The organism is Tateyamaria armeniaca (genome assembly GCF_045797845.1).
Classification (GTDB): domain Bacteria; phylum Pseudomonadota; class Alphaproteobacteria; order Rhodobacterales; family Rhodobacteraceae; genus Tateyamaria; species Tateyamaria armeniaca.
Genome location: NZ_JBHDIY010000002.1, coordinates 2,642,396 through 2,663,241, shown reverse-complemented (window position 1 = coordinate 2,663,241; position 20,846 = coordinate 2,642,396). Strand labels below are relative to the sequence as shown.

Annotated in this window: 25 protein-coding genes; all 25 read right to left on the bottom strand. The window is 60.8% G+C overall.

Features of this window, described 5'->3' with window-relative positions:
* Positions 1 to 2 precede the first annotated feature (2 nt).
* The 25 genes from ACERZ8_RS13450 to ACERZ8_RS13330 all read right to left on the bottom strand — a co-directional run bounded on the left by ACERZ8_RS13450 (position 3) and on the right by ACERZ8_RS13330 (position 20,845).
* A complete protein-coding gene (locus ACERZ8_RS13450) occupies positions 3 to 383 on the bottom strand; it encodes a hypothetical protein (RefSeq protein WP_407592681.1) in 381 nt (126 codons plus the stop codon).
* The gene (gene nuoG, locus ACERZ8_RS13445; protein ID WP_407592680.1) at positions 380 to 2,398 is read right to left on the bottom strand and encodes an NADH-quinone oxidoreductase subunit NuoG; all 2,019 of its coding nucleotides are present in this window, start codon (positions 2,396 to 2,398) and stop codon (positions 380 to 382) included. Before nuoG ends, ACERZ8_RS13450 begins: the two co-directional genes overlap by 4 nt.
* 4 nt (positions 2,399 to 2,402) lie before the next feature.
* The gene (locus ACERZ8_RS13440) at positions 2,403 to 2,801 is read right to left on the bottom strand and encodes a DUF5333 domain-containing protein (RefSeq protein ID WP_407592679.1); all 399 of its coding nucleotides are present in this window, start codon (positions 2,799 to 2,801) and stop codon (positions 2,403 to 2,405) included.
* A 120-nt stretch (positions 2,802 to 2,921) separates the two neighbouring features.
* Positions 2,922 to 3,299, bottom strand: coding sequence for a hypothetical protein (locus ACERZ8_RS13435; RefSeq protein WP_407592678.1), 378 nt, complete (start codon positions 3,297 to 3,299; stop codon positions 2,922 to 2,924).
* 20 nt (positions 3,300 to 3,319) lie between these two features.
* Complete coding sequence (locus ACERZ8_RS13430) at positions 3,320 to 3,760, bottom strand: DUF3291 domain-containing protein (RefSeq protein ID WP_407592677.1); 441 nt, start codon at positions 3,758 to 3,760, stop codon at positions 3,320 to 3,322.
* Positions 3,761 to 3,766: 6 nt separating this feature from the next.
* Positions 3,767 to 4,147, bottom strand: a complete 381-nt coding sequence (locus tag ACERZ8_RS13425; RefSeq protein WP_407592676.1) for a hypothetical protein — start codon at positions 4,145 to 4,147, stop codon at positions 3,767 to 3,769.
* The gene (gene nuoF, locus ACERZ8_RS13420; protein ID WP_407592675.1) at positions 4,144 to 5,421 is read right to left on the bottom strand and encodes an NADH-quinone oxidoreductase subunit NuoF; all 1,278 of its coding nucleotides are present in this window, start codon (positions 5,419 to 5,421) and stop codon (positions 4,144 to 4,146) included. Before nuoF ends, ACERZ8_RS13425 begins: the two co-directional genes overlap by 4 nt.
* A gap of 315 nt (positions 5,422 to 5,736) precedes the next feature.
* Positions 5,737 to 5,955: a DUF5337 family protein gene (locus tag ACERZ8_RS13415; protein WP_407592674.1), complete on the bottom strand. Its 219-nt coding sequence runs from the start codon at positions 5,953 to 5,955 to the stop codon at positions 5,737 to 5,739.
* Positions 5,956 to 5,958: 3 nt separating this feature from the next.
* Positions 5,959 to 6,696, bottom strand: a complete 738-nt coding sequence (locus ACERZ8_RS13410; protein WP_407592673.1) for an endonuclease — start codon at positions 6,694 to 6,696, stop codon at positions 5,959 to 5,961.
* 27 nt (positions 6,697 to 6,723) lie between these two features.
* Entirely contained in the window at positions 6,724 to 7,896 is a 1,173-nt protein-coding gene (locus tag ACERZ8_RS13405; protein WP_407592672.1) for an NADH-quinone oxidoreductase subunit E, read from the bottom strand.
* Positions 7,897 to 7,916: 20 nt separating this feature from the next.
* Positions 7,917 to 8,171, bottom strand: coding sequence for a hypothetical protein (locus ACERZ8_RS13400; protein ID WP_407592671.1), 255 nt, complete (start codon positions 8,169 to 8,171; stop codon positions 7,917 to 7,919).
* A gap of 26 nt (positions 8,172 to 8,197) precedes the next feature.
* Positions 8,198 to 8,470, bottom strand: coding sequence for a hypothetical protein (locus ACERZ8_RS13395; protein ID WP_407592670.1), 273 nt, complete (start codon positions 8,468 to 8,470; stop codon positions 8,198 to 8,200).
* Positions 8,467 to 9,678, bottom strand: a complete 1,212-nt coding sequence (locus ACERZ8_RS13390) for an NADH-quinone oxidoreductase subunit D (protein WP_407594270.1) — start codon at positions 9,676 to 9,678, stop codon at positions 8,467 to 8,469. The genes ACERZ8_RS13395 and ACERZ8_RS13390 overlap by 4 nt, the downstream gene beginning before the upstream one ends.
* Positions 9,679 to 9,688: 10 nt before the next feature.
* Positions 9,689 to 10,078, bottom strand: a complete 390-nt coding sequence (locus ACERZ8_RS13385) for a nuclear transport factor 2 family protein (RefSeq protein WP_407592669.1) — start codon at positions 10,076 to 10,078, stop codon at positions 9,689 to 9,691.
* A complete protein-coding gene (locus ACERZ8_RS13380) occupies positions 10,078 to 10,245 on the bottom strand; it encodes a hypothetical protein (RefSeq protein WP_407592668.1) in 168 nt (55 codons plus the stop codon). Before ACERZ8_RS13380 ends, ACERZ8_RS13385 begins: the two co-directional genes overlap by 1 nt.
* A 5-nt stretch (positions 10,246 to 10,250) precedes the next feature.
* The gene (locus tag ACERZ8_RS13375; protein ID WP_407592667.1) at positions 10,251 to 10,859 is read right to left on the bottom strand and encodes an NADH-quinone oxidoreductase subunit C; all 609 of its coding nucleotides are present in this window, start codon (positions 10,857 to 10,859) and stop codon (positions 10,251 to 10,253) included.
* Positions 10,860 to 10,911: 52 nt separating this feature from the next.
* A complete protein-coding gene (locus ACERZ8_RS13370; RefSeq protein ID WP_407592666.1) occupies positions 10,912 to 11,445 on the bottom strand; it encodes a NuoB/complex I 20 kDa subunit family protein in 534 nt (177 codons plus the stop codon).
* 536 nt (positions 11,446 to 11,981) lie between these two features.
* Positions 11,982 to 12,347, bottom strand: coding sequence for an NADH-quinone oxidoreductase subunit A (locus ACERZ8_RS13365; RefSeq protein WP_108837585.1), 366 nt, complete (start codon positions 12,345 to 12,347; stop codon positions 11,982 to 11,984).
* Positions 12,348 to 12,490: 143 nt separating this feature from the next.
* The gene (locus ACERZ8_RS13360) at positions 12,491 to 13,270 is read right to left on the bottom strand and encodes a GAF domain-containing protein (RefSeq protein WP_407592665.1); all 780 of its coding nucleotides are present in this window, start codon (positions 13,268 to 13,270) and stop codon (positions 12,491 to 12,493) included.
* A 207-nt stretch (positions 13,271 to 13,477) separates the two neighbouring features.
* Positions 13,478 to 14,266, bottom strand: coding sequence for a crotonase/enoyl-CoA hydratase family protein (locus ACERZ8_RS13355; RefSeq protein ID WP_407592664.1), 789 nt, complete (start codon positions 14,264 to 14,266; stop codon positions 13,478 to 13,480).
* An 11-nt stretch (positions 14,267 to 14,277) separates the two neighbouring features.
* The gene (locus ACERZ8_RS13350; RefSeq protein WP_407592663.1) at positions 14,278 to 15,129 is read right to left on the bottom strand and encodes a hydroxymethylglutaryl-CoA lyase; all 852 of its coding nucleotides are present in this window, start codon (positions 15,127 to 15,129) and stop codon (positions 14,278 to 14,280) included.
* Positions 15,130 to 15,795 (bottom strand): glutathione S-transferase family protein, encoded by a 666-nt coding sequence (locus ACERZ8_RS13345; protein ID WP_407592662.1) that lies wholly within the window; start codon positions 15,793 to 15,795, stop codon positions 15,130 to 15,132. It lies immediately after the preceding gene.
* On the bottom strand, positions 15,792 to 17,729 hold the full coding sequence (locus ACERZ8_RS13340; RefSeq protein WP_407592661.1) for an acetyl/propionyl/methylcrotonyl-CoA carboxylase subunit alpha: 1,938 nt from the start codon (positions 17,727 to 17,729) through the stop codon (positions 15,792 to 15,794). Before ACERZ8_RS13340 ends, ACERZ8_RS13345 begins: the two co-directional genes overlap by 4 nt.
* A gap of 51 nt (positions 17,730 to 17,780) precedes the next feature.
* Positions 17,781 to 19,385: a carboxyl transferase domain-containing protein gene (locus ACERZ8_RS13335; protein ID WP_407592660.1), complete on the bottom strand. Its 1,605-nt coding sequence runs from the start codon at positions 19,383 to 19,385 to the stop codon at positions 17,781 to 17,783.
* Positions 19,382 to 20,845, bottom strand: coding sequence for an AMP-binding protein (locus ACERZ8_RS13330; protein WP_407592659.1), 1,464 nt, complete (start codon positions 20,843 to 20,845; stop codon positions 19,382 to 19,384). The genes ACERZ8_RS13335 and ACERZ8_RS13330 overlap by 4 nt, the downstream gene beginning before the upstream one ends.
* Position 20,846 lies beyond the last annotated feature (1 nt).

Below are 20,846 nucleotides of genomic sequence, written 5' to 3'. Positions count from 1 at the left end.
CCTCACACCGTCGGTATTCCCTTTTCCGCGCAGGCAGCAGACACGACTTCGGCGTCGATTGTACTGATCCCCCGCGGCAAGGCAGGCGAGATGGTGTAAACAGCATCCGCCGTCCACACGCCAGCCTCTTCGTCAACATTTGTACGCAAATGGCGCGCAAAACCCCAGCCCCGGATCAGGGTATAGCCCGCAGCGGCGCATTCGGCATAGTTCTCGACGTCCCTCGCGCTCAGCGCATTGGTCATCGACACGTTGAACTGCACCAGATCATCGGCCAGCAACATGGTTTCCACACCGCGATAGTCCGGAATGAACCGCTCTGCCGTGGGCACAGGCTCACAGGCCGCAAACGGCGCGATGGTTATGAGCCACGCGGCCTTCATTCAGCGGCCATGGCCTCGGTCTTGCGCGCCTTTGCGTTGGCACTCAACTCGGCCATCAACTGGCTGGAGCGGGCGATGGGGTTGGTGAGGTAAAAGTCCGTGATCGGCGATGTCAGTGTGCCGCCTTCGATCTGTCCCTGCTCCAGCGCGTCACCAGCGTTTTCGGCAACTTCATCGACGTCACCAAGATGCGGGTGCGCCTTGACGATCTGGTTTCGCAGCGCGGCCAGACTGTCAAATGGCAGGGCATCGCCCATTTCGCCTGACAGGGCGCGCAGGATGGCCCAGTTTTCCTTGGCCTCACCGGGGGCGAAACTGGCGCGGGCGGCCAGTTGCGGGCGCCCTTCGGTGTTGACGAACAGGCCGCCCTCTTCGGTATAGGCCGCCCCGGGCAGGATCACATCGGCGCGGTGTGCGCCGCGATCCCCGTGCGACCCCTGGTAGATCACAAAGGCACCATCCGCGATGTCGATCTCATCCGCACCAAGGTTGTAGATCACGTCAGCCCCATCGATGGCCGCCATCGCGTCGGGGTTTGTCGCCCCCACATCCATGGCCCCCACACGACCCGCAGCCGTGTGCAGGATCAACAGACCGGACTTGGTGCTTTCGGCCAGCGCCTGTGCGCCTGCCAGAATGGCCGCACCGTCGCCGCGCGTCAGGGCCCCCATACCAACGATAATGACCGAGGGTTTTTCCTGCACCTCGGAATGATCGCGCTTGAGCAGATCGTCGATCACGGTCGCATCTGTTCCGATATGGTTGGCCTCATAAGTCAGATCGACCATTTCGCCGATCACGCCGACACTGGCTCCACGCGACCACGCCTTGCGGATGCGTGCATTCAGCACAGGCGCCTCAAGGCGCGGGTTGGTGCCGATCAGCATGATGGCCTGGGCCGTATCGATATCCTCGATCCGGGCCGTACCGACATAGGCGGCGCGGTTGTCGCTCGGCAGCTTGGCTCCGTCGGTGCGGCACTCGACAATGCCGCCCTGCCCTTCGATCAGTTGCTTGAGGGCATAGGCCGCCTCGACCGGGGCCAGATCACCCACGAGGCCGGCCAGATTAGAGGCCCCCTTGATGGCGTCCGCCGCCTTGCCAAGCGCCTCGGGCCATGTGGCCGGGCGCAGCTTGCCGTTTTCGCGGATATAGGGCTTGTCCAGACGCTGGCGGCGCAACCCGTCCCAGACGAAACGGGTCTTGTCGGAAATCCATTCCTCGTTCGTGCCGTCATGGTTCAGCGGCAGGAAACGCATGACTTCACGCCCCTTGGTGTCCACGCGGATGCTTGATCCAAGGGCGTCCATCACGTCGATGGACTCGGTCTTGGTCAACTCCCAAGGCCGCGCGGTAAAGGCGTAAGGTTTGGACACCAGCGCGCCCACGGGGCACAGATCAATGATGTTGCCTTGCAGGTTGGAATCGAGCGTTTCGCCCAGATAGGACGTGATCTCGCTGTCCTCGCCCCGGCCCGTCTGGCCCATCTGAGCAATGCCCGCGACCTCGGTGGTAAAGCGCACACAGCGGGTGCAGGAAATGCAGCGGGTCATGTGGGTCTCGACCAGCGGGCCCAGATCCAGATCGGTCGCTGCACGCTTGGGCTCGCGGAAGCGCGAGAAATCGACGCCATAGGCCATCGCCTGATCCTGCAGATCGCACTCGCCGCCTTGATCGCAGATCGGGCAATCAAGGGGGTGGTTGATGAGCAAGAATTCCATGACGCCCTCGCGGGCCTTCTTGACCATGGGTGAGTTCGTCTTGATGACAGGCGGCGCACCTTCGGGGCCGGGGCGCAGATCCTTGACCTGCATCGCACAAGAGGCGGCAGGCTTGGGCGGGCCGCCCACGACCTCGACCAGACACATCCGGCAGTTGCCTGCAATGGACAGACGTTCGTGATAGCAGAACCGCGGGATTTCCACCCCGACTTCCTCGCAGGCCTGAATAAGGGTCAATGCCCCTTCGACCTCGACCTCTTTGCCATCAATCACGATCTTGCGCAGGGTGCTCATGGGTTCAGTTCATCCTCAACAGGGCGCCAACGAGGCTGCCTTTTTCGATCTCAGTGCGGCCCAGCTGGCAATAGCCTTCGCTGGATCCGGGCGTGGCACCGGCGGAGGCCAGATAGGCATCGCGCTTGGCGCGCAGGCGGTCTTTTTCCGTGTCCGACTTGCGGTAGGCGTCGATTTCGGCGTCGGTATAGCCCAACTCGCGGGCGCGCGCGCCGACTGAGCGGACCACGCCAAGGGCCTTCATCATGCGGGCCGAAATGTCGGGGCAGTTCTTGCGGATTTCATCGGCAATCCCGACAGACAAAAGCGTTCCGTCAACCTCCGGGACATCCCGCAGATGGGGCTTTGCCGAAAGGGCTCCGGCGGACAGGCTAAGGATCAGGGCCATGGTCATTGCGCGCATCGTTTCTCTCCTCTGATCGCGTCGTGCAGACGCAAGATGGGAAAGCACTCCTGTGCTATGCAATATCATGGGCTGGTACAACCCGTTAGCGCACAAATTGTCGCCGATCCAAGGATAAGTTCACCGCGCCGCACAGGTGCCCAGCAGCAACAGCCGGTCATTGGCAATGCGCAAGGTTCCGTCCTCGCCATCAGGCCCGTTTGTCCACTCGATGTCAGAGGTGCCGAAGTTGCCCACGCAGTAGCGCGTCGCCTCATAGGCTCCCGCCGCACGCGCCCCTTCAAGAGAGGCCGAGACAGGGCGCACCGTCACCTCAAAATCCAGCCGTTCGCGATCAACCTTTTTGGCAGAGGCGCGAAAGAACTGCCCGTCAAAGGCAATGCGATCTGCCTTGCGCTCACCACTGCAGGCCGACAGCATCAGGGCCGCGATCAGCAACAGGGCCACCAACCAAATAGGGCGCGGATCCGTCCGGGAAAGCATTTCGGTCTTGGTCATCTTCACAGTCTCCGCGCTGCCTAAATCACATGGGCCCAGCCAAAGGCGTGATCACTATTGCCATGCTTTTCAAGATGATGAAAGCGTTCCATCGCCTCTTTGATCGTCGGGATGTGCCCATCGTCCACATGCCACATGACAAAGCGCAGGCCCTGATCGGGATCATACCATTCGCCCTTGCGGTCATAGAACTGCTTGTGAACGGTTTGAAAGGTGAAATTGTGCAGGCTTTGCACGTCCTGCCAGACCGACAGGGTCGAGGCGGTGCGGGGATTGCCGCCCATCGGCCCGTCAGGGTCCAGTTGCGCGGCTTCCATGTCCTCGCCCTCCAGATGCCAGATGTAACCGGGGGCACGGCGGGCGATGTCATAGACCCGGTCGAGGTTGTTTTGAAAGCCCGCGACGCGCGGGTCATCCCAGTCGTATTTCAGGGTGCCAATGTTGAATTCAGCGAGGGGCATCGTGCCCTACTGCCAGTCCAGAATGCCGGGCACTGTGCTGCGCCGCAAACCGCCCTGATCCCAGAAGATATGAGCATGGTTGTCCTGGTTGATCTGGATGGCAACCAACCGAAAATTGCCCTGAGGCAATAGTGGCCCCGTCCGTACCAGGAAGGACGTTCCGTCAGGCTGTGTACAGGTGAACGATACGTTGCCGGTATCCCCGCGCACCTTGAATTCGATCTCGCGGCCAGTGCGCAACGAGACTTTTCCGGAAGTCCCATGCACCTTGCAGGCGGTACCAGTCGGGAAAGAACCGAAATCGACATTGAGGCGATCCGGCTCGGCTGATGCAGCCGCGGCCGAAACGCTGAGAACCAAAACGATAGTTGAAAGGCCGCGCCTCATTCCGCCGCGATCCGCTTGGTCGCGATCCGGTCCTCAATCTCATCCCGGAAGTTCTTGATCAGCCCCTGGATCGGCCACGCCGCCGCATCACCAAGCGCACAAATCGTGTGCCCCTCGACCTGTTTGGTCACATCCAGCAGCATGTCGATTTCCTCGACCTCTGCCTCGCCCTTCACCAGACGATCCATCACGCGCATCATCCAGCCGGTGCCTTCGCGGCACGGCGTACACTGGCCGCAGGATTCATGCTTGTAGAACTTGGACAAGCGCCAGATCGCCTTGATGATATCGGTGCTCTGATCCATCACGATCACCGCAGCGGTCCCGAGCGACGATCCTTTTTCCTTCAGCGCGTCGAAATCCATGATTGCATCGCGCATATGCTCGCCGCGCACGTTGGGCACGGACGACCCGCCGGGGATCACCGCCTTGAGGTTGTCCCAACCGCCGCGAATGCCGCCGCAATGCCTGTCGATCAGTTCCTCGAACGGGATGCTCATCGCCTCTTCAACCACGCAAGGGTTGTTCACGTGGCCCGAGATGGCAAACAGCTTGGTTCCAGCATTGTTGGGACGACCGAAGGACGAAAACCACGACGCGCCCCGACGCAGGATGGTGGGCACAACAGCAATGGATTCCACGTTGTTCACCGTGGTCGGGCAGCCATAAAGGCCCGCACCGGCAGGGAATGGCGGCTTCATGCGCGGCATCCCCTTCTTGCCCTCAAGAGATTCCAGCAAGGCGGTTTCCTCGCCGCAGATATACGCCCCTGCCCCGTGATGCAGGTAAATGTCGAAATCCCAGCCGGACCCGGCGGCGTTCTTGCCCACCAGCCCGGCGTCATAGGCCTCGTCGATGGCGTTCTGCAGCGCTTCTTTCTCGCGGATGTATTCGCCGCGGATGTAGATGTAACAGGCATGCGCGTTCATCGCGAAAGAGGCAATCAGGCACCCTTCGACCAGCGTGTGCGGATCATGGCGCATGATCTCGCGATCCTTGCAGGTGCCCGGCTCGGATTCGTCCGCATTCACCACCAGATAGGCGGGGCGCCCGTCGCTTTCCTTGGGCATGAAGGACCATTTGAGGCCCGTGGGGAAACCCGCCCCGCCGCGACCGCGCAGACCGGAATCCTTCATCTCCTGCACAACCCAGTCGCGCCCCTTCTGGATCAGCTTATCCGTGCCATCCCAGTGACCACGGGCCTGCGCACCTTTCAGCGTGCGGTCGTGCATCCCGTAAAGGTTGGTAAAGATACGATCCTTGTCGTCGAGCATGTCACTTCCTTTGTCAGCAGTCCGGAAATACGGGCTATTTCCGAAAATCAGAATGTTTACTAGGGCGAGTGTATATCCATCGGACGACATGGATAACACAAGCAAAGAAAAATAATCCCATGATCCACAGGCCCATCTCCTCAGCACCAGACAAAACTGGGGTCTCTGGATGTGGATTGAGCAAAATGGAGGGAACCGGAAAAAACACAACAGTAAGGATTATGGCCACTCGCCATTTCCTACCGATGATTGGCATCGGAGTGGTTGCAGGTTCATTCCTAGGTTCGATCAACGTCTGTTGCATCAATAGTTTTCTCAGGTGTCCCGGCTTTTCTGCCAAATCCTGACGGCAACCACCAGTGACCAAATGAACGCAGCCAGCGCAAACAGCAGCAAAAGTATCTCGAACCGTGCAGGCAGGCCCAATGCGGACACGATCACGGGCGCAAAGATGGACAGAATTGCGGCCCCCGCAATGACGAGGGCCGCGATACGGCCCTGTCGGGCCAGTTTGGGATCAAGTCGGTCAGACACGGATTAGTAAACGCCGCCCTTCTTGACCTTCTTGGAAAACTCGGTGGTGCCGCCTTCGGCCAATGTCTTGGCCTGCGACACCCATTCATCGCGGCTCACACGGCCCTTGAACCCTTCTAGGTTCTCGTCAACCCAAGCGATTTCGTTGGGACCCCAGCCTGCGATCTGGTCAAAATGATAAAAGCCCATGGAGTGCAAAAGCGCTTCAAGTTTGGGCCCAACCCCCTTGATTTGCTTGAGGTTGTCAGGGCCGCCTTCGCGCGCCTCTTTTAGCGTCTCGGGCTTTGTGCCACCGCTTACAGGCTCCGGGTTCGTGGCAGGCTTGGCCTCTGCCTTGGCTTTCGCTTTGGGCGCCGCGGGGGCTTTGGCCTTCGCCGCAGGCTTTTTCGCCGGTGCCGTTTCCGCCTTGGTGGCAGTGGCGGTTTTGGCGGCGGCGGCGGTCGGTGGGGGTGTCGTCACCGCTTCGGAACGGGCCTGTGCATCTTCAAGGGCGGCTGCCGCCTTCAGGTCCGCATCGGATTTCTGACCCAGCTTTGCCTCGTTCAACGCGGGCAAGGGTTTGCACATGATCCAGCTTAACAGCGCGCCTGCGATACCGGCGATGACCAGCCCGGCAAAAACGGCCTGCACAAATGTCCAGCCGCCCAGCAATGCCAACAGCACCGCGCCCAGCACACCGCCTAGAATTGCAACCAGCCAGCAACCCAATGCACAGCTGACCATCCCGTTCTCGTTGTTCATGACACTCCCTCTCCCGTGTTGAGGATTTTATTCGTCTTTGTAGATATCATCTTTTTTGGCGCGCTTGGAAAATTCGGTTTCGCCCCCCGACGCCAGCGCATCGGCCTGCGCCACCCAGTTGTCGCGGCTCACGCGTCCTTTAAACCCTTCGAGGTTCTGGTCGACCCACGCCACCTCGTCCCCGCTCCATGCGGCGATCTGGTCAAAGTGATAAAAACCCAGTGTGTTCAAAAGCGTTTCAAGTTTCGGCCCCACGCCCTTGATCATCTTGAGGTCATCGGCCTTGCCATCGCGCGCAGCGTCCAGTGCTGCGGGTTTGGTGCCCGGCCCGTCCGGTGACGCCGCCTCTTGCGCGGCAGGCGTGGCTTTGGGTTTTTTCGGCGCTTTGGGGTGGGCCGGCTTGGCATCCAGCACGCTGGCATTTGCGCCAGCAGCCTTTGCATCTGCCTTGGGTGCTGCCTTGGCCTTTGGCTTGGCCGCCGCATTGGCCGCCTTGCCCTGCCATGGCGCGATCAGGGGCACTTCGGTGCCATCAATCCGCTTGATGGTGTCGCCAATGTCCGTCGCCAGTTGGACGGAGGCGTTGTATTTCGTGTGCCCGCTGTCAAATTCCTTGAGGGTCGTCAGACCGCTCAGCGGTTCCGCCGCATAGCGCCCGTTCTGGGGGCCCGGCGTCGGCACTTTGCCATGGGCAAGTTCGTCGATGATCTCGCCCATACGGGCGGCAGTCAGGTCCTCGTAATAATCCTTGCCGATCTGGGCCATGGGCGCGTTGGCGCAGGACCCGAGGCATTCGACCTCTTCCCAGCTGAACTTGCCGTCTGCGCTCAGTTGATGCGGCTTCTTAGCGATCTTGTCCTGACACACCGCCACCAGATCCTCGGCCCCGCAGATCATGCAGGACGTGGTGCCGCAAACCTGAATATGCGCAACAGAACCAACCGGTTGCAGCTGGAACATGAAGTAGAACGAGGCGACCTCAAGCGCGCGGATGTAGGCCATGTCGAGCATGTCGGCCACAGTTTCGATCGCGGGGCGGGTCAACCAGCCTTCCTGCTCTTGCGCACGCCACAAGAGCGGGATGATGGCCGACGCCTGACGCCCCTCGGGGTACTTGGTAATCTGCGCCTCGGCCCAGGCCTGATTGGCGGGGGTAAAGGCAAAGCTATCGGGTTGGTCCAGGTGCAGTCTGCGCAGCATCTCAATCTATCCTTGTCGCTTCACGACTTGCACGCAGGCGGCAAGAGCAAAAGCGTTTCTTCATCTGACGCAAAGGCGGCAATGCCTTCGGCCATCATTTCACGGGACAACCGGATCGCCGTCGGACGGTCGATACCAAGTTGCGGCATTTGTACATTTGCCTGTGCGGTGGTCATCATGCAGCCATTGGCTTGCATCGCCGCGATCAAGGCATCTTTCTGCGTATCGGCATATGAGGGCGTCCCAAGGCCCGATACCGCACAAACCAGAGCCACGTGGGCAAACGTTGATCGAAAAATTTTCACTTGCACGCCCCGGTCTTCAGCACAAAGAAATCACCATCTGCCACCGCTTCGCCCTTGGCCATCATGTCTTGCCCGATCGCGCGGACGTCTGGGCGCTCAAGACCGCTGGCGGCGATGTCGTTGATCAGGTCGGGAGTGGGGGAAAAGTTGTGCATGCGGCAATCGTTACGTTCCAGCACGGCAATGAACGCGGCCTTCTTGTCCGCATCGACCTGCGCGCCCGCCACTGTGGCCGCGAAGATCAGCAAGAGGCTGGCCGCCTGTTTCATCGGTCAATCTCTCCGAACACCACGTCCATTGTGCCGATGATCGCGGCGACATCAGCCAGTTGATGCCCTTTGGAGACATAATCCATCGCCTGCAAGTGCAGATACCCGGGCGCGCGCAGTTTGGCGCGGTAGGGTTTGTTGCTGCCGTCGGCCACGAGGTAAACGCCGAACTCGCCCTTGGGGGCCTCGACGGCGCAGTACACCTCGCCCTCGGGCACGTGGAACCCTTCGGTGTACAGCTTGAAGTGGTGGATCAGTGATTCCATCGACGTTTTCATGTCCGTCCGGCTTGGCGGTGTGATCTTGCCCCGCGCCAGCACATCGCCCGTCGCTTCGCGCAGCTTGCCGATGCACTGTTTCATGATGCTGACCGATTGGCGCATCTCTTCCATGCGCACCAGATAGCGGTCATAGCAGTCGCCGTTCTTGCCAACCGGGATCTGGAAGTCGAATTCGTCGTAGCACTCATAGGGCTGGCTGCGGCGCAAATCCCAAGCAAGGCCACTGCCCCGCACCATCACACCGGAAAAACCATATTGCTGGATGTCGTCTTCGCTCACGACGCCAATGTCGGCGTTGCGCTGTTTGAAGATGCGGTTTTCGGTCAGCAACCCGTCGATATCGTCAAGCAACGCCGGGAATTCATGGCACCACTGTTCGATGTCGTCGATCAGATCATCGGGCAGGTCCAGATGCACCCCACCGGGGCGGAAATAGGCCGCGTGCAGGCGCGCGCCGCAGGCCCGCTCATAGAATACCATCAGCTTTTCGCGCTCTTCAAAACCCCAGAGCGGCGGCGTCAGCGCGCCCACATCCATGGCTTGCGTCGTGACGTTCAGAAGGTGGGACAGGATGCGCCCGATCTCGGAATAAAGCACGCGGATGAGGCTGGCGCGGCGGGGCACTTCGACGCCCGTCAGCTTTTCAATGGCCAGACACCAGGCATGTTCCTGGTTCATCGGGGCCACGTAATCCAGCCGGTCAAAATAGGGCAGGTTCTGCAGGTAGGTCCGGCTTTCCATCAGCTTTTCGGTGCCACGGTGCAGCAGGCCGATATGCGGATCGCAGCGCTCCACGATCTCTCCGTCCAGCTCCAGCACCAGACGCAAAACCCCATGTGCAGCAGGGTGTTGCGGGCCGAAGTTGATGTTGAAATTGCGGATCTTCTGCTCGCCCGTCAGGGCATCCTCGAATTTGGAGCCGTCCATCATGTTACGCTCACCCTTCCATGGCCGAACCACCCATGGTCCGGAATACTTTTGTCATCAGTTTCCACGCCCCATCGACACGGATGAACCCAAGGTGGTCCTCGTAGCGTTTTGGGGGCACGTCGACCCGCAGATGCACACGGGCAATTTCGTCACCCGCCACATCGATGCTGAAAATCTCGTAAACCGGCGCGCCGTCAAAGGCGCTTCGGCCCGACACGCGCGCGAGATAGGCTGCCTTGTCCCAGAATTGCGCCGATCCGTCCGCGCTCACCTCTGTCATGGTGAACCTGTCATGACACATGTCGGCAAACACATCCGCCTTGGCAAAATGCACGGCGTCGCAATAGGCCTCAGCCAGCACCTGGATGGCGTCACGGGATGGGGTTTGTGCGTCCATCACCGCTTCTCCAGTTCCTGCAGCTTCATCGCCATGAACCACAACAGTGCGATCGTCCCGATCGGGATCACGCAGACAAAGGCCCAGTAGGCGTTGATGCCGAAGTGGGGCAGCAGCTTGAACATCGGGATGATGGTCAGCGCTGCGATGATAAGCCAGATGATCATATCCACTACTTTGCCTCCGCCTCTTTCTCATCGCCGGGCAGGATGTATCCGGCACCCTCCCATGGGCTCATGAAGTCGAATTGGCGGTATTCCTGAACAAGGGATACCGGCTCGTAAACCACCCGTTTTTCCGCCTCGTCATAGCGGACTTCGGTATAGCCCGTGGTCGGGAAATCCTTGCGCAGCGGATAGCCGCGAAAGCCATAATCGGTGAGGATGCGGCGCAGATCCGGATGGCCGGAAAACAGGATGCCGAACATGTCGAACACTTCGCGCTCGAACCAGTTGGCCGACGGGTGCACACCCGTGACCGACGGCACCATCTGATCCTCGCGGATCGACACGCGCAGGCGGATACGGTGGTTCTGGTACATGCTCAGGAAATGATAGACGACGTCGAACCGCTTGGCCCGCCCAGGGTAATCGACGGCGGTGATATCCACGAGGGACGAGAATTTGCAGGTCGAGTCGCCCTGCAGAAATTCGACGAAACCGGCGATGTTGGCCGGGGCCACATCCACGTTCAACTCACCATGGGTGACATCCCATTGCAGGACGCAATCCGGGCGCTTGGCTTCGATATAGGTGCCGAGTTCGTTCAGGGCTTCGGTCATTTCTGCTCCTTGTCGGAGAAATCTGTGCGCCGCAGGGGCGCGGGGTCATAGGTCAGCGCACAATCGTCCCGGTCCGGCGCATTTTGCGCTGCAATTGCATGATGCCGTACAGCAGCGCCTCGGCCGTGGGCGGGCAGCCCGGGACATAGACATCGACAGGCACGATGCGGTCACAACCGCGCACCACGGAATAGCTGTAGTGGTAGTATCCACCCCCGTTCGCACAGGACCCCATCGAGATCACGTAGCGCGGTTCGGGCATCTGGTCATAAACCTTGCGCAGCGCCGGGGCCATCTTGTTCGTGAGGGTGCCTGCTACGATCATCAGGTCGGACTGGCGCGGGGAGGCGCGCGGAGCGGTGCCGAACCGTTCCAAATCATAGCGCGGCATCGACGTGTGCATCATCTCGACCGCGCAGCACGCCAGACCAAATGTCATCCAGTGCAACGACCCGGTGCGCGCCCAGTTGATCAGGTCATCTGTTGAGGTCAGCAGGAACCCTTTGTCCTGCAACGCGGCGTTCAGGTTCTGGGTGGCAACATCGCGGTCCATGCCCGCGGCGTTCGGAGATGTGGCAATCGACATCTGTTCATTTGCTCCTGCGGTCAGGCAAGCGGAAAACGCCGCCCCGAAAAGGTTCTTTTCCCATGTATCCTAGCGCCCTGAGGGGGTCAACGCGACATGCACTGATCCGGGCGGCTTGTCGCATGCAGATTGATCGCATCCAATCGCGCGGCGCGAAGGAGGCGTAACGCGCGTCTGATCCGTAAACCGGACAGTCGAATCACACCCCGAATCGCACGGCCAAATCCAGGTGGCACAGCGAATCGGGGCGCTGCGTTTGCGCATAAATGATCTGACAGGACCAATATTGTTTCTGTTTTGGCAACAACGCAGCCACCCACCCCATATTCATTCTGAAAACCGACTGACGCCAGGGAAAGGATAATTTCCGGCTGTTTCAACCATAGGTATTTTTCGGAATGGAAAACCGGAATTTTTCACTGGGTGCATCGGTTTTCAGTGGTTATTGGTCAGTCATCACTTTGATGACCTCTGACATAAAAAGGCCGCCCCAACCGGGACGGCCCAAAATAAAATTCTACGGTGTCAGGGCGCACTCACTGCCATTCGAGTGCGCCCTTTTTCCATTCATAGGCAAAGCCGATGGTCAGCACGCCAAGGAAGACCATCATCGACCAGAACCCAACCATGCTCACGTCTTTGAAGGCGACGGCCCATGGGAAGAGGAAGGCGATTTCGAGGTCGAAAATGATAAACAGGATGGACACCAGGTAGAACCGGACGTCGAATTTCATGCGCGCGTCGTCAAAGGCGTTGAACCCACACTCGTAAGCGCTGACCTTTTCCGGATCGGGGTTGCGCACGGCAATCACCACCGCTGACAGCATCAAAACAAGGCCAAGGCCAATCGCGACGGCCAGAAAAACCAGAATGGGGAGGTATTCCCGCAGCATTCCATCCATGTGTCATTCCCTTGTCTTACCAATGCCTGTCCGTTTCCGGGCATGCGTCTTGTCGTTCGCACCTGTGTACGCAGGCGACCGCGCAGCGTCAATCAACCCGCGCATGGATCAGCAGCAAATCAACGGGGATTTTGTCGCAGATGCTATTCGGGCGCCTTGCGCGACCATTCGGCCAGCGTCAGCCCGTTCTCGCAGGCCGAAACATGCACATTGAGCGCCGTTTGCGTTGGAACCGGCAGGGCCACATCGACGCCTCCGGGATGAGTCGTTTCCGGCAACAGATGGCGCGCCACTTGCGGCAGGCTCAGCATCTCTTGGGTATTCAGGTTAAGATCGGTGCGCATTGCGTTGTTTGCAAACACCAATTCGCCAGCGGCATTGTGCACCGTCATCGCCTTGCCGTCCATTTGGGACAGCATGGTGAGGATGGCATCGTTCTCTGCCAGTGCCGCGCTCAGCGCCTTCTGCTCATAACGCAGAAGGTGACGTTCGATCTTGCTTTCAACCAGATCGGACACCGCGATCAGGTAATCCACTTCGGAATCCCGCCAGATGCGGGCAGAGGTTGAAATCGCGCACACGGCCCCGACAATGCCGCGTCCTTCCAGTTTCAGCGGCACCCCCAGATAGGCACCGATGTTCAGACGCTCGACTGCTGGCAGTGCGCGCAGATCGGGGTCCGCTTGCGCATTCGCGATCCGCAGGGGCCGGCCCGCCTGTACGGTGCGCGCGCAGACCGTATCGCGCAGATGAAACGACCGGCCTGCAAGGGCCGCGTTGTCCCCGGAATACCCAAGCGCCACCAAAGCCTCGGCACTCACGATGCTGATCAGGCTGGCGTCACATCTCAGCTTGGCCGAGATCGATTGCGACAGCGCATCGAATTCGGCCATGTTACTGAAATCATTGGAGTAGTGGCTCATTGATCGTCTTTACTTCTTACCGGTTGTCCTGTCACAGCCGCGTGATGGCTGCGTGCTATTTTCAGAAATAACGGAAATTGACCCGTTCACAAAACAAAATTACCCGCTCGGCGGGATCGTGCTAAAAACCCGGCCATCTTCAACCAGTGGTTGACACGTGCTGCTATACACCATCGTCACCTGACCATCCGATCGCATCAAACGCCCTCATTCCGGCATCCACGCCGCAGGTCTTTTGTCAAAGAACGCTCCGATGCCTTCTGCCGCTTCCTCGGTTTCCCAGCGCTGTTTCAGCGCCTTGATGGTCATGTCGATTGTGTCTGCGTCGATGCGCGGTCCAAGCGCGCGGGCCAGTGCCTTGGCTTCCGCCACGGCGCCGGGGGCGCAGGAAAGGTAGGGCACGACTTCGGCCTCCACCGCAGCGTCCAGATCATCCCGCGGCACCGCGCGCGCCAAAAGACCAAGCGACACGGCCTCATGCGCATCAAACAGGCGCGCCGACATGAACACGCGGCGTGCACGCCCCTCACCCATCCGGGCCAGAACGTATGGTCCGATGGTTGCAGGAATGATGCCAAGCCGCGTTTCCGTCAGCCCCATGCGCAGACTGTCCACCCCGATGGCCACATCACAGACCGAGGCCATGCCGACCCCGCCACCAAACGCATTGCCCTGCAGCGCGCCGATCAGCGGCTTGGGCATCGTATTGAGTGCCTGCAACATATGCGCAAGTTTGGCCGCTTCGCGCGCGCGGGTTGCGGCATCGGCCTGCATCTGTTCGCGCATCCAGCCCAGATCGCCCCCCGCGCAAAAGCTTTTGCCCGCCCCGGTCAGCACGGCCACGCGCACCGCGGCGTCCGCGCCAAGATGCGCCGCGGCATCGGTCAGTTCGGCCAGCATCTGCGCGCTTAGTGCATTGTGTTTGTCCGGACGGTTCAGGGTCAGCATCGCAACACCGCGCCCGTCCGTTGCGATGGAAATGGTTTCAAAACTCATGAGTGCCCCCCTCAGGCGCGCATGGCCTGCGCACGCGCCGCACAGGTGTTGACGATGTCCAGATCAAGACCGGTGTCATAGCCCAAACGCTCCAGATGCTCGGCCACGGCTTCGGTCGCCACATTGCCCGCCGCACCGGGCGCATAAGGACACCCGCCAAGGCCGCCGACCGCTGCATCAAACACCCGCACCCCAAGGCTGAGCGAGGCGTCGATGTTGTCAATCGCGCGCCCGCCCGTGTCATGGTAATGCCCGGCCAGACGGCCCACAGGCACCACATCGCGCACCGCAAGCAGCATCCGCGCGATGGCATCCGGGGTACCACGGCCCAGCGTGTCGCCCAGCGAAATCTCGTAACAGCCCATGGCAAAAAGCCGATCTGCCACACGCGCCACGGCGCTGGGGTCGATAGTGCCATCATGCGGGCAATCCACCACGCAGGACACGTAGCCGCGCACCGGCAAATCAATGATGCGCGCCGCCTCGATCACGGGGGCAAAGCGTTCCAGCGACTCGTCGATGCTGGCGTTGATATTGGCCTGCGAAAACCCTTCACTGGCCGACCCGAACACCGCGATTTCATCGACACCGGCCTCGATTGCGGCGTCAAAGCCTTTCATATTGGGCGTCAGCGCAGAATACCGCACATCCGCTGCGCGGGTGATCCCTGCAAACACCTCCGCACTGCCCGCCATCTGGGGCACCCATTTCGGACTGACAAAGCTGCCCGCCTCGATCCGGCGAAAGCCTGCCGTGCTCAGGTGATCAATCAGCGCAACCTTGTCGGCCACCGGGATCTCGCCTGCTTCATTCTGCAAGCCGTCGCGCGGGCCCACCTCGTAAATCTCGACTGCGCCTGCCACCTAACCCTCCCAAGCTGGATAAAAATCCTTGTCATAAAGACCGCCGCCATTTTCGGGCAGGCTGGCCTTGAACGCTGTGCGCGCACTGATGCGGTCGAACCATTTGGCGGTTTCGACATGCCCATCAAGCGTCGCGAAATGGCGCGCCATGTAGACGGCCTGCCCGACCGAAATGTCGGCAGCAGAAAAGCCGGATGTCAGCAGGTAGTCACGGTTTTCCAGCGGCGTGGACAGCCGTGCCTCGATCGCGTCATAGCATTTTTTGACCCGTGCCGCCTCAAGCTTCATCACGATGGGACTGCGCATGTGATCTTCGTAAAGCGCCACGTGCTGTTGCGTCAGGGCGGCGACATGCTGGCTGACGGTTTCGGCAAAATGGACCCAGACCAGCCACGCCATGCGGTCCGGACTGGCCGTGCTGCGGCCCAGCCTGTCGGGACTGTAGCGTTCGCACAGGTACTCTGTGATCGCCCCGGTCTCGAACATCCGCTCGCCGTCGATCTCAAGCGCGGGCACCCGACCTGCGGGGCTGACGGACAGGAATTCGGGGCGGCGCAGCGCCTTGTCAAACGGATGCACGACAAGACGAAAGGGCACATCAAGCTCGTTCAGCAGCCAAAGCGTGCGCATCGACCTTGTCTGGGGGCAGTGATGCAGGGTGATCATGCCTTCGCATCCTCAAGGCGGACAAGGGCCGCACCTGCACTCACCTGATCTCCCTCGCTCGCCAGCACTTCGGCAATGACACCGTCGCGCAGGGCCAGCAGGGCATGTTCCATCTTCATGGCTTCCAGAATGGCCAATCTGTCGCCCTTTGCAACCTTTGCGCCGGGGCGGGCAAACACGGCCTTCAGCAGACCGGGCATGGGCGCTTCGATCAGGTTGCCATCACCCGCAGCACTTGCGGCCACATCCAGCAGGTCGATGGCGCGATAAGCGATGCCATAGTGGTCAAACACGGTGACGACAGTGCCAGCGATGCTGACATCCGGCGCAGTGCGCCCATCGATGATCCATTTGCCCTGATTGCGGGTTGCGGCAATGGTTGTTCCGTCCACATGCCACGTCTGCGCATCCGGCCCAGACACCTCGACATGCATATCCAGCAGAGTCTCACCCAAAGCCAAAGGCACAGCGCGGCGCAGCGGCTGCCAGAGGGTAAAGCCGGTCGTGGCAGTGCCATCGCGCAATCCTGCAACGGCCATGGCCGCTGCCACGGCATGGCGCTGGGTCGGAGCCGTTACAGCCGTAAGCGCCTCAAGATCACGCGCGATCAATCCGGTATCAACCTCACCGCGCCCAAACCCGTCATGCTGCGCCAGGGCACCCAGAAAGGCGAGGTTCGTGACAGTCCCCGCCACCTGCGTGTCAGCCAAAGCCTGCGACAAGCGCCGCAGCGCAACGTCGCGGGTTGGACCATAGGTGATGACCTTGGCAATCATCGGATCGTAGAACGGGCTGATCTCGTCCCCTGCCCGCACACCGCTATCGGCGCGGGCCGTCGTCGGAAACTGCAAGTGGGTCAGCGTGCCGGTGGCGGGCAGAAACCCGGCGGGCACGTCTTCGGCGTAAAGGCGTGCCTCGAACGCGTGGCCGGTGATGGTCAGCGCGTTCTGCGTTGCAGGCAGCGCCTCTCCGGCGGCAACACGTAACTGCCATTCGACCAGATCAACGCCCGTGATCGCCTCGGTCACCGGGTGTTCGACCTGCAAACGGGTGTTCATCTCCATGAAAAAGAACCCGTCGGGGCGCAGCGGGCCAGACCCGTCCACGATGAACTCGACCGTGCCCGCACCTTTGTATCCGATGGCCTCCGCGGCCTTTACGGCTGCCTCCCCCATGGCGCTGCGCATCTCGGGCGTCATGCCCGGCGCCGGGGCCTCTTCGATCACTTTCTGGTGGCGGCGTTGCAGCGAACAGTCCCGCTCGAACAGATGTACGGCGCGGGTGCCGTCGCCGAACACCTGCACTTCGATATGGCGCGGCTGGGTGACGAATTTCTCGACCAGCACGTCCGCGTTGCCAAAGGCGGTCCTGGCCTCGCTGCGGGCACTGGCAAGGGCATCTGCGAAATGCTTTGGGGCCTCGACCAGCCGCATGCCCTTGCCCCCGCCCCCGGCAACGGCCTTGATCAAAACGGGATAGCCCATCTTGTCGGCCTCTGCGGCCAGCAGATCGTCGTCCTGGTCCGCTCCGTGATAGCCCGGCACGACAGGCACACCCGCCTCGACCATCAACGCCTTGGCCGCATCCTTGAGGCCCATAGCGCGGATCGCCTTTGCCGAAGGTCCGATAAAGGTCAGGCCCGCCGCTTCCACCGCTTCCACGAAATCCGGATTTTCGGACAGAAAGCCATACCCAGGATGGATGGCTCTCGCGCCCGTGTCCAAAGCGGCCTGAATGATCACGTCGCCGCGCAGATAGCTTTCGGCAGGCGGGCTGGCCCCGATATGCACCGCCTCATCCGCCATGGCGACATGTTTGGCCCGCGCATCGGCGTCTGAATAGACGGCCACGCAGGCGACACCCATGGACTGCGCCGTTTCCATCACCCGGCAGGCGATCTCACCCCGGTTTGCGATCAGGATTTTGTCAAACATGAACAGTCTCCTACACTTTGCAAATCCACGTATGCCGGTTTGCAAAGTCGTTTACATCCGGAACAGGCCAAAGCGCGTCTCCTCGATTGGGGCATTGAGTGCGGCGCGCAGGGACAGGTGCAGCACATCGCGCGCGCGGCGCGGGTCGATCACGCCATCGTCCCACAAGCGGGCCGAGGCATAGAGGGGGTGGGATTGTTCCTCGAACATGTCGATGGTGGGTTGTTTGAAGGCTGCCTCTTCATCTGCCGACCAACTGCCGCCCTTGCGCTCAATCGCGTCGCGCTTGACGGTGGCGAGCACCCCTGCGGCCTGCGCGCCGCCCATGACCGAGATGCGGGAGTTGGGCCACGACCACAGGAATCGCGGGGAATAGGCGCGCCCCGCCATCCCGTAGTTTCCGGCCCCAAAAGAACCACCCACGAGCATCGTAATCTTGGGAACCGAGGTGGTGGCCACAGCCGTCACCATCTTGGCCCCGTGGCGCGCGATCCCTTCATTTTCATATTTCTTGCCCACCATGAACCCGGTGATATTTTGCAGGAACAACAATGGGATACGGCGCTGACTGCACAGTTCCACGAAATGGGCGCCCTTCTGCGCACTTTCGGAAAACAGCACGCCATTGTTCGCGATGATCCCGACGGGGCAGCCCCGGATATGGGCAAACCCGCACACAAGCGTTTCACCAAAGCGCGCCTTGAACGCATCAAAGCGCGACCCGTCCACGATGCGCGCAATCACCTCGTGAATGTCGTAAGGCGTGCGCAGATCTCCGGGCACTACGCCAAGGATCTCTTCAGGGTCAAAGGCAGGCTCTTCAGGACTTTGCAAAGTGACGGTGTCGGGTTTGCAAAGGTTAAGGTTCGCGACACTTCTGCGCGCCAGCGCCAGCGCATGGGCATCATCCTCAGCCAGATAATCCGCCACACCGGAGAGGCGCGTGTGCACGTCGCCGCCACCCAGTTCCTCGGCACTGACCACCTCGCCCGTAGCGGCCTTGACCAGCGGGGGCCCGGCTAGAAAGATCGTACCCTGTTCCTTCACGATGATCGTCACATCCGACATCGCAGGCACGTAAGCGCCGCCCGCCGTGCACGACCCCATCACCACGGCGATCTGCGCAATGCCTTTGGCCGACATCTGCGCCTGATTGAAAAATATGCGTCCGAAATGGTCGCGATCCGGGAACACCTCGTCCTGATTGGGCAGGTTCGCACCGCCGCTGTCGACCAGATAGATGCAGGGCAGATGGTTTTGTTCGGCGATCTCTTGGGCGCGCAGGTGCTTTTTGACTGTCATGGGGTAATAGGTGCCGCCCTTGACCGTCGCATCGTTGCAGATGACCATCACCTCCTGCCCCATGACCTGCCCCACGCCTGCGATCACGCCAGCGCACGGGGCCGCACCGTCATAAAGCCCGTGCGCCGCAGTCGCCCCGACCTCAAGAAAGGGCGATCCGGGATCGAGCAGGTTCGCAACACGCGCGCGCGGCAGCATCTTGCCCCGGCTTACATGCCGTTCTCGCGACGCATCGCCCCCGCCCGCTGCCGCCGCATCAGCGGCGTGTCGGATCACGTCGAGCGCTGCAAGATGCGTGTCGCGGTTGGCCTTGAAGCTTTCGGAGGACGGCAGCGCCTGCGAAGTCAGTTTCATGGAATCTCTCCTGTTTCGGCAGCAGCGCGCGCCTTGAGTTCCTTGCGGATCACCTTGCCCGTAACAGTCATGGGCAACGCGTCGAGAAAAGTGATTTCTCTGGGATATGAATAACTTGCAAGCCGTTCTTTGACATAGTCCTGCAAAGCGTCTGGCGTGACATCGGCACCCTGTCGGCGCACCACATAGGCTTTGACGATTTCCGTGCGCAGCGGGTCGGGTTTGCCCACCACACCACAAGTGGCCACGTCGGGATGCGTCATCAGGCAATCTTCGATCTCGGCCGGGCCAATGCGGTAACCGGCAGAGGAAATGACGTCATCATCGCGTCCAACAAAACGGATTTCCTGTCCGTCACGTTGGCCGCGGTCCCCGGTGAGCATCCAGTCACCGCGAAACCTCTGCGCCGTTTCCTCAGGCCGGTGCCAATAGCGCAACATCATCGATGGTGCGCCGCGCTTGACTGCTATATCGCCCTCGCCGTCCGTTATGTTGCCATCTGCGTCAATAACCTGGACGTCAAAGCCCGGGACGGGCCGCCCCATGCAACCGGGGCGGGCGGGATAGCGCGTGCTGCAACTGCTGACCACCATGTTGCATTCCGTCTGCCCATAGAATTCGTTGATCGTCAGCCCCAGAGCGCGTTGGCCCCATGCCAGCATCTCCGCACCAAGCGGTTCGCCCCCGCTTGCGACCGAGCGCAGCCCGGTGATCTGCGCGTCAGACGATTTCAGCATCCGCAGTGCCGTGGGCGGGAAAAAGATATTTTTGACAGCACCTTGCGCGATGATCTTTGTGCATTCGTCGGCTGAGAATTTCGGCATGCGCGTCGCAACAACCGGTACCCCAAGCGCAAGGCCGGGCATCAGTACATCAAACAATCCGCCAATCCACGCCCAGTCTGCCGGAGTCCACAGGCAATCGCCCGGCTGACCCAGATCATCATGGCTGAGCGCAACGCCCGGCAGATGACCGTCAAGCACGCCGTGCCCGTGCAACGCGCCCTTTGGCGTACCCGTTGTGCCGGAGGTGTAGATCAGGACGGCGGGCGTGTCGCGATCCGCCTCAAAGAACGGCATCGGATCGCCCTGGATACCTGCGCGGTCTGCCTGCCAACAGGTTGCGAGATCACCCACCAGCTCTTTGCCCTCAGAATCGGTCAAGACCAGCGACAGGCCGGAATCGCTGATCCGCGACCGCAAGGCATCCCGCTTGAAGAGTTTGAACAAAGGTACTGAAATCGCGCCGATTTTCCAGACCGCGAGATGGGCGGCGGCACACCATGGCGTTTGCGACAGCAGCACGCCGACCCGATCACCGGGCTGGACGTGCGCGGCGAGTGCGCGAGCAAGCCCGTCTGTCATTTCGGCCAGCTCACCATAGCTGACATCGCGTCGCGCGCCGGTCAGCTCGATGATCGCGACCTGATCTGCGTCATGCGCGAGGCATTGAGCGGCCATA

Excerpts from the sequence above, each read along its gene's own strand:
- ACERZ8_RS13450 (WP_407592681.1), bottom strand. The coding sequence starts at position 383 with ATGAAGGCCGCGTGGCTCATAACCATCGCGCCGTTTGCGGCCTGTGAG.
- ACERZ8_RS13385 (WP_407592669.1), bottom strand. The coding sequence starts at position 10,078 with ATGGACGCACAAACCCCATCCCGTGACGCCATCCAGGTGCTGGCTGAG.
- ACERZ8_RS13330 (WP_407592659.1), bottom strand. The coding sequence starts at position 20,845 with ATGGCCGCTCAATGCCTCGCGCATGACGCAGATCAGGTCGCGATCATC.
- nuoG (WP_407592680.1), bottom strand. The coding sequence starts at position 2,398 with ATGAGCACCCTGCGCAAGATCGTGATTGATGGCAAAGAGGTCGAGGTC.
- ACERZ8_RS13360 (WP_407592665.1), bottom strand. The coding sequence starts at position 13,270 with ATGAGCCACTACTCCAATGATTTCAGTAACATGGCCGAATTCGATGCG.
- ACERZ8_RS13440 (WP_407592679.1), bottom strand. The coding sequence starts at position 2,801 with ATGCGCGCAATGACCATGGCCCTGATCCTTAGCCTGTCCGCCGGAGCC.
- ACERZ8_RS13380 (WP_407592668.1), bottom strand. The coding sequence starts at position 10,245 with ATGATCATCTGGCTTATCATCGCAGCGCTGACCATCATCCCGATGTTC.
- ACERZ8_RS13365 (WP_108837585.1), bottom strand. The coding sequence starts at position 12,347 with ATGGATGGAATGCTGCGGGAATACCTCCCCATTCTGGTTTTTCTGGCC.
- ACERZ8_RS13340 (WP_407592661.1), bottom strand. The coding sequence starts at position 17,729 with ATGTTTGACAAAATCCTGATCGCAAACCGGGGTGAGATCGCCTGCCGG.
- ACERZ8_RS13395 (WP_407592670.1), bottom strand. The coding sequence starts at position 8,470 with ATGAAACAGGCGGCCAGCCTCTTGCTGATCTTCGCGGCCACAGTGGCG.
- ACERZ8_RS13430 (WP_407592677.1), bottom strand. The coding sequence starts at position 3,760 with ATGCCCCTCGCTGAATTCAACATTGGCACCCTGAAATACGACTGGGAT.
- ACERZ8_RS13405 (WP_407592672.1), bottom strand. The coding sequence starts at position 7,896 with ATGCTGCGCAGACTGCACCTGGACCAACCCGATAGCTTTGCCTTTACC.
- ACERZ8_RS13425 (WP_407592676.1), bottom strand. The coding sequence starts at position 4,147 with ATGAGGCGCGGCCTTTCAACTATCGTTTTGGTTCTCAGCGTTTCGGCC.
- ACERZ8_RS13410 (WP_407592673.1), bottom strand. The coding sequence starts at position 6,696 with ATGAACAACGAGAACGGGATGGTCAGCTGTGCATTGGGTTGCTGGCTG.
- ACERZ8_RS13370 (WP_407592666.1), bottom strand. The coding sequence starts at position 11,445 with ATGTCGATTGCCACATCTCCGAACGCCGCGGGCATGGACCGCGATGTT.
- ACERZ8_RS13345 (WP_407592662.1), bottom strand. The coding sequence starts at position 15,795 with ATGATCACCCTGCATCACTGCCCCCAGACAAGGTCGATGCGCACGCTT.
- ACERZ8_RS13335 (WP_407592660.1), bottom strand. The coding sequence starts at position 19,385 with ATGAAACTGACTTCGCAGGCGCTGCCGTCCTCCGAAAGCTTCAAGGCC.
- ACERZ8_RS13435 (WP_407592678.1), bottom strand. The coding sequence starts at position 3,299 with ATGACCAAGACCGAAATGCTTTCCCGGACGGATCCGCGCCCTATTTGG.
- ACERZ8_RS13355 (WP_407592664.1), bottom strand. The coding sequence starts at position 14,266 with ATGAGTTTTGAAACCATTTCCATCGCAACGGACGGGCGCGGTGTTGCG.
- ACERZ8_RS13390 (WP_407594270.1), bottom strand. The coding sequence starts at position 9,678 with ATGGACGGCTCCAAATTCGAGGATGCCCTGACGGGCGAGCAGAAGATC.
- ACERZ8_RS13375 (WP_407592667.1), bottom strand. The coding sequence starts at position 10,859 with ATGACCGAAGCCCTGAACGAACTCGGCACCTATATCGAAGCCAAGCGC.
- nuoF (WP_407592675.1), bottom strand. The coding sequence starts at position 5,421 with ATGCTCGACGACAAGGATCGTATCTTTACCAACCTTTACGGGATGCAC.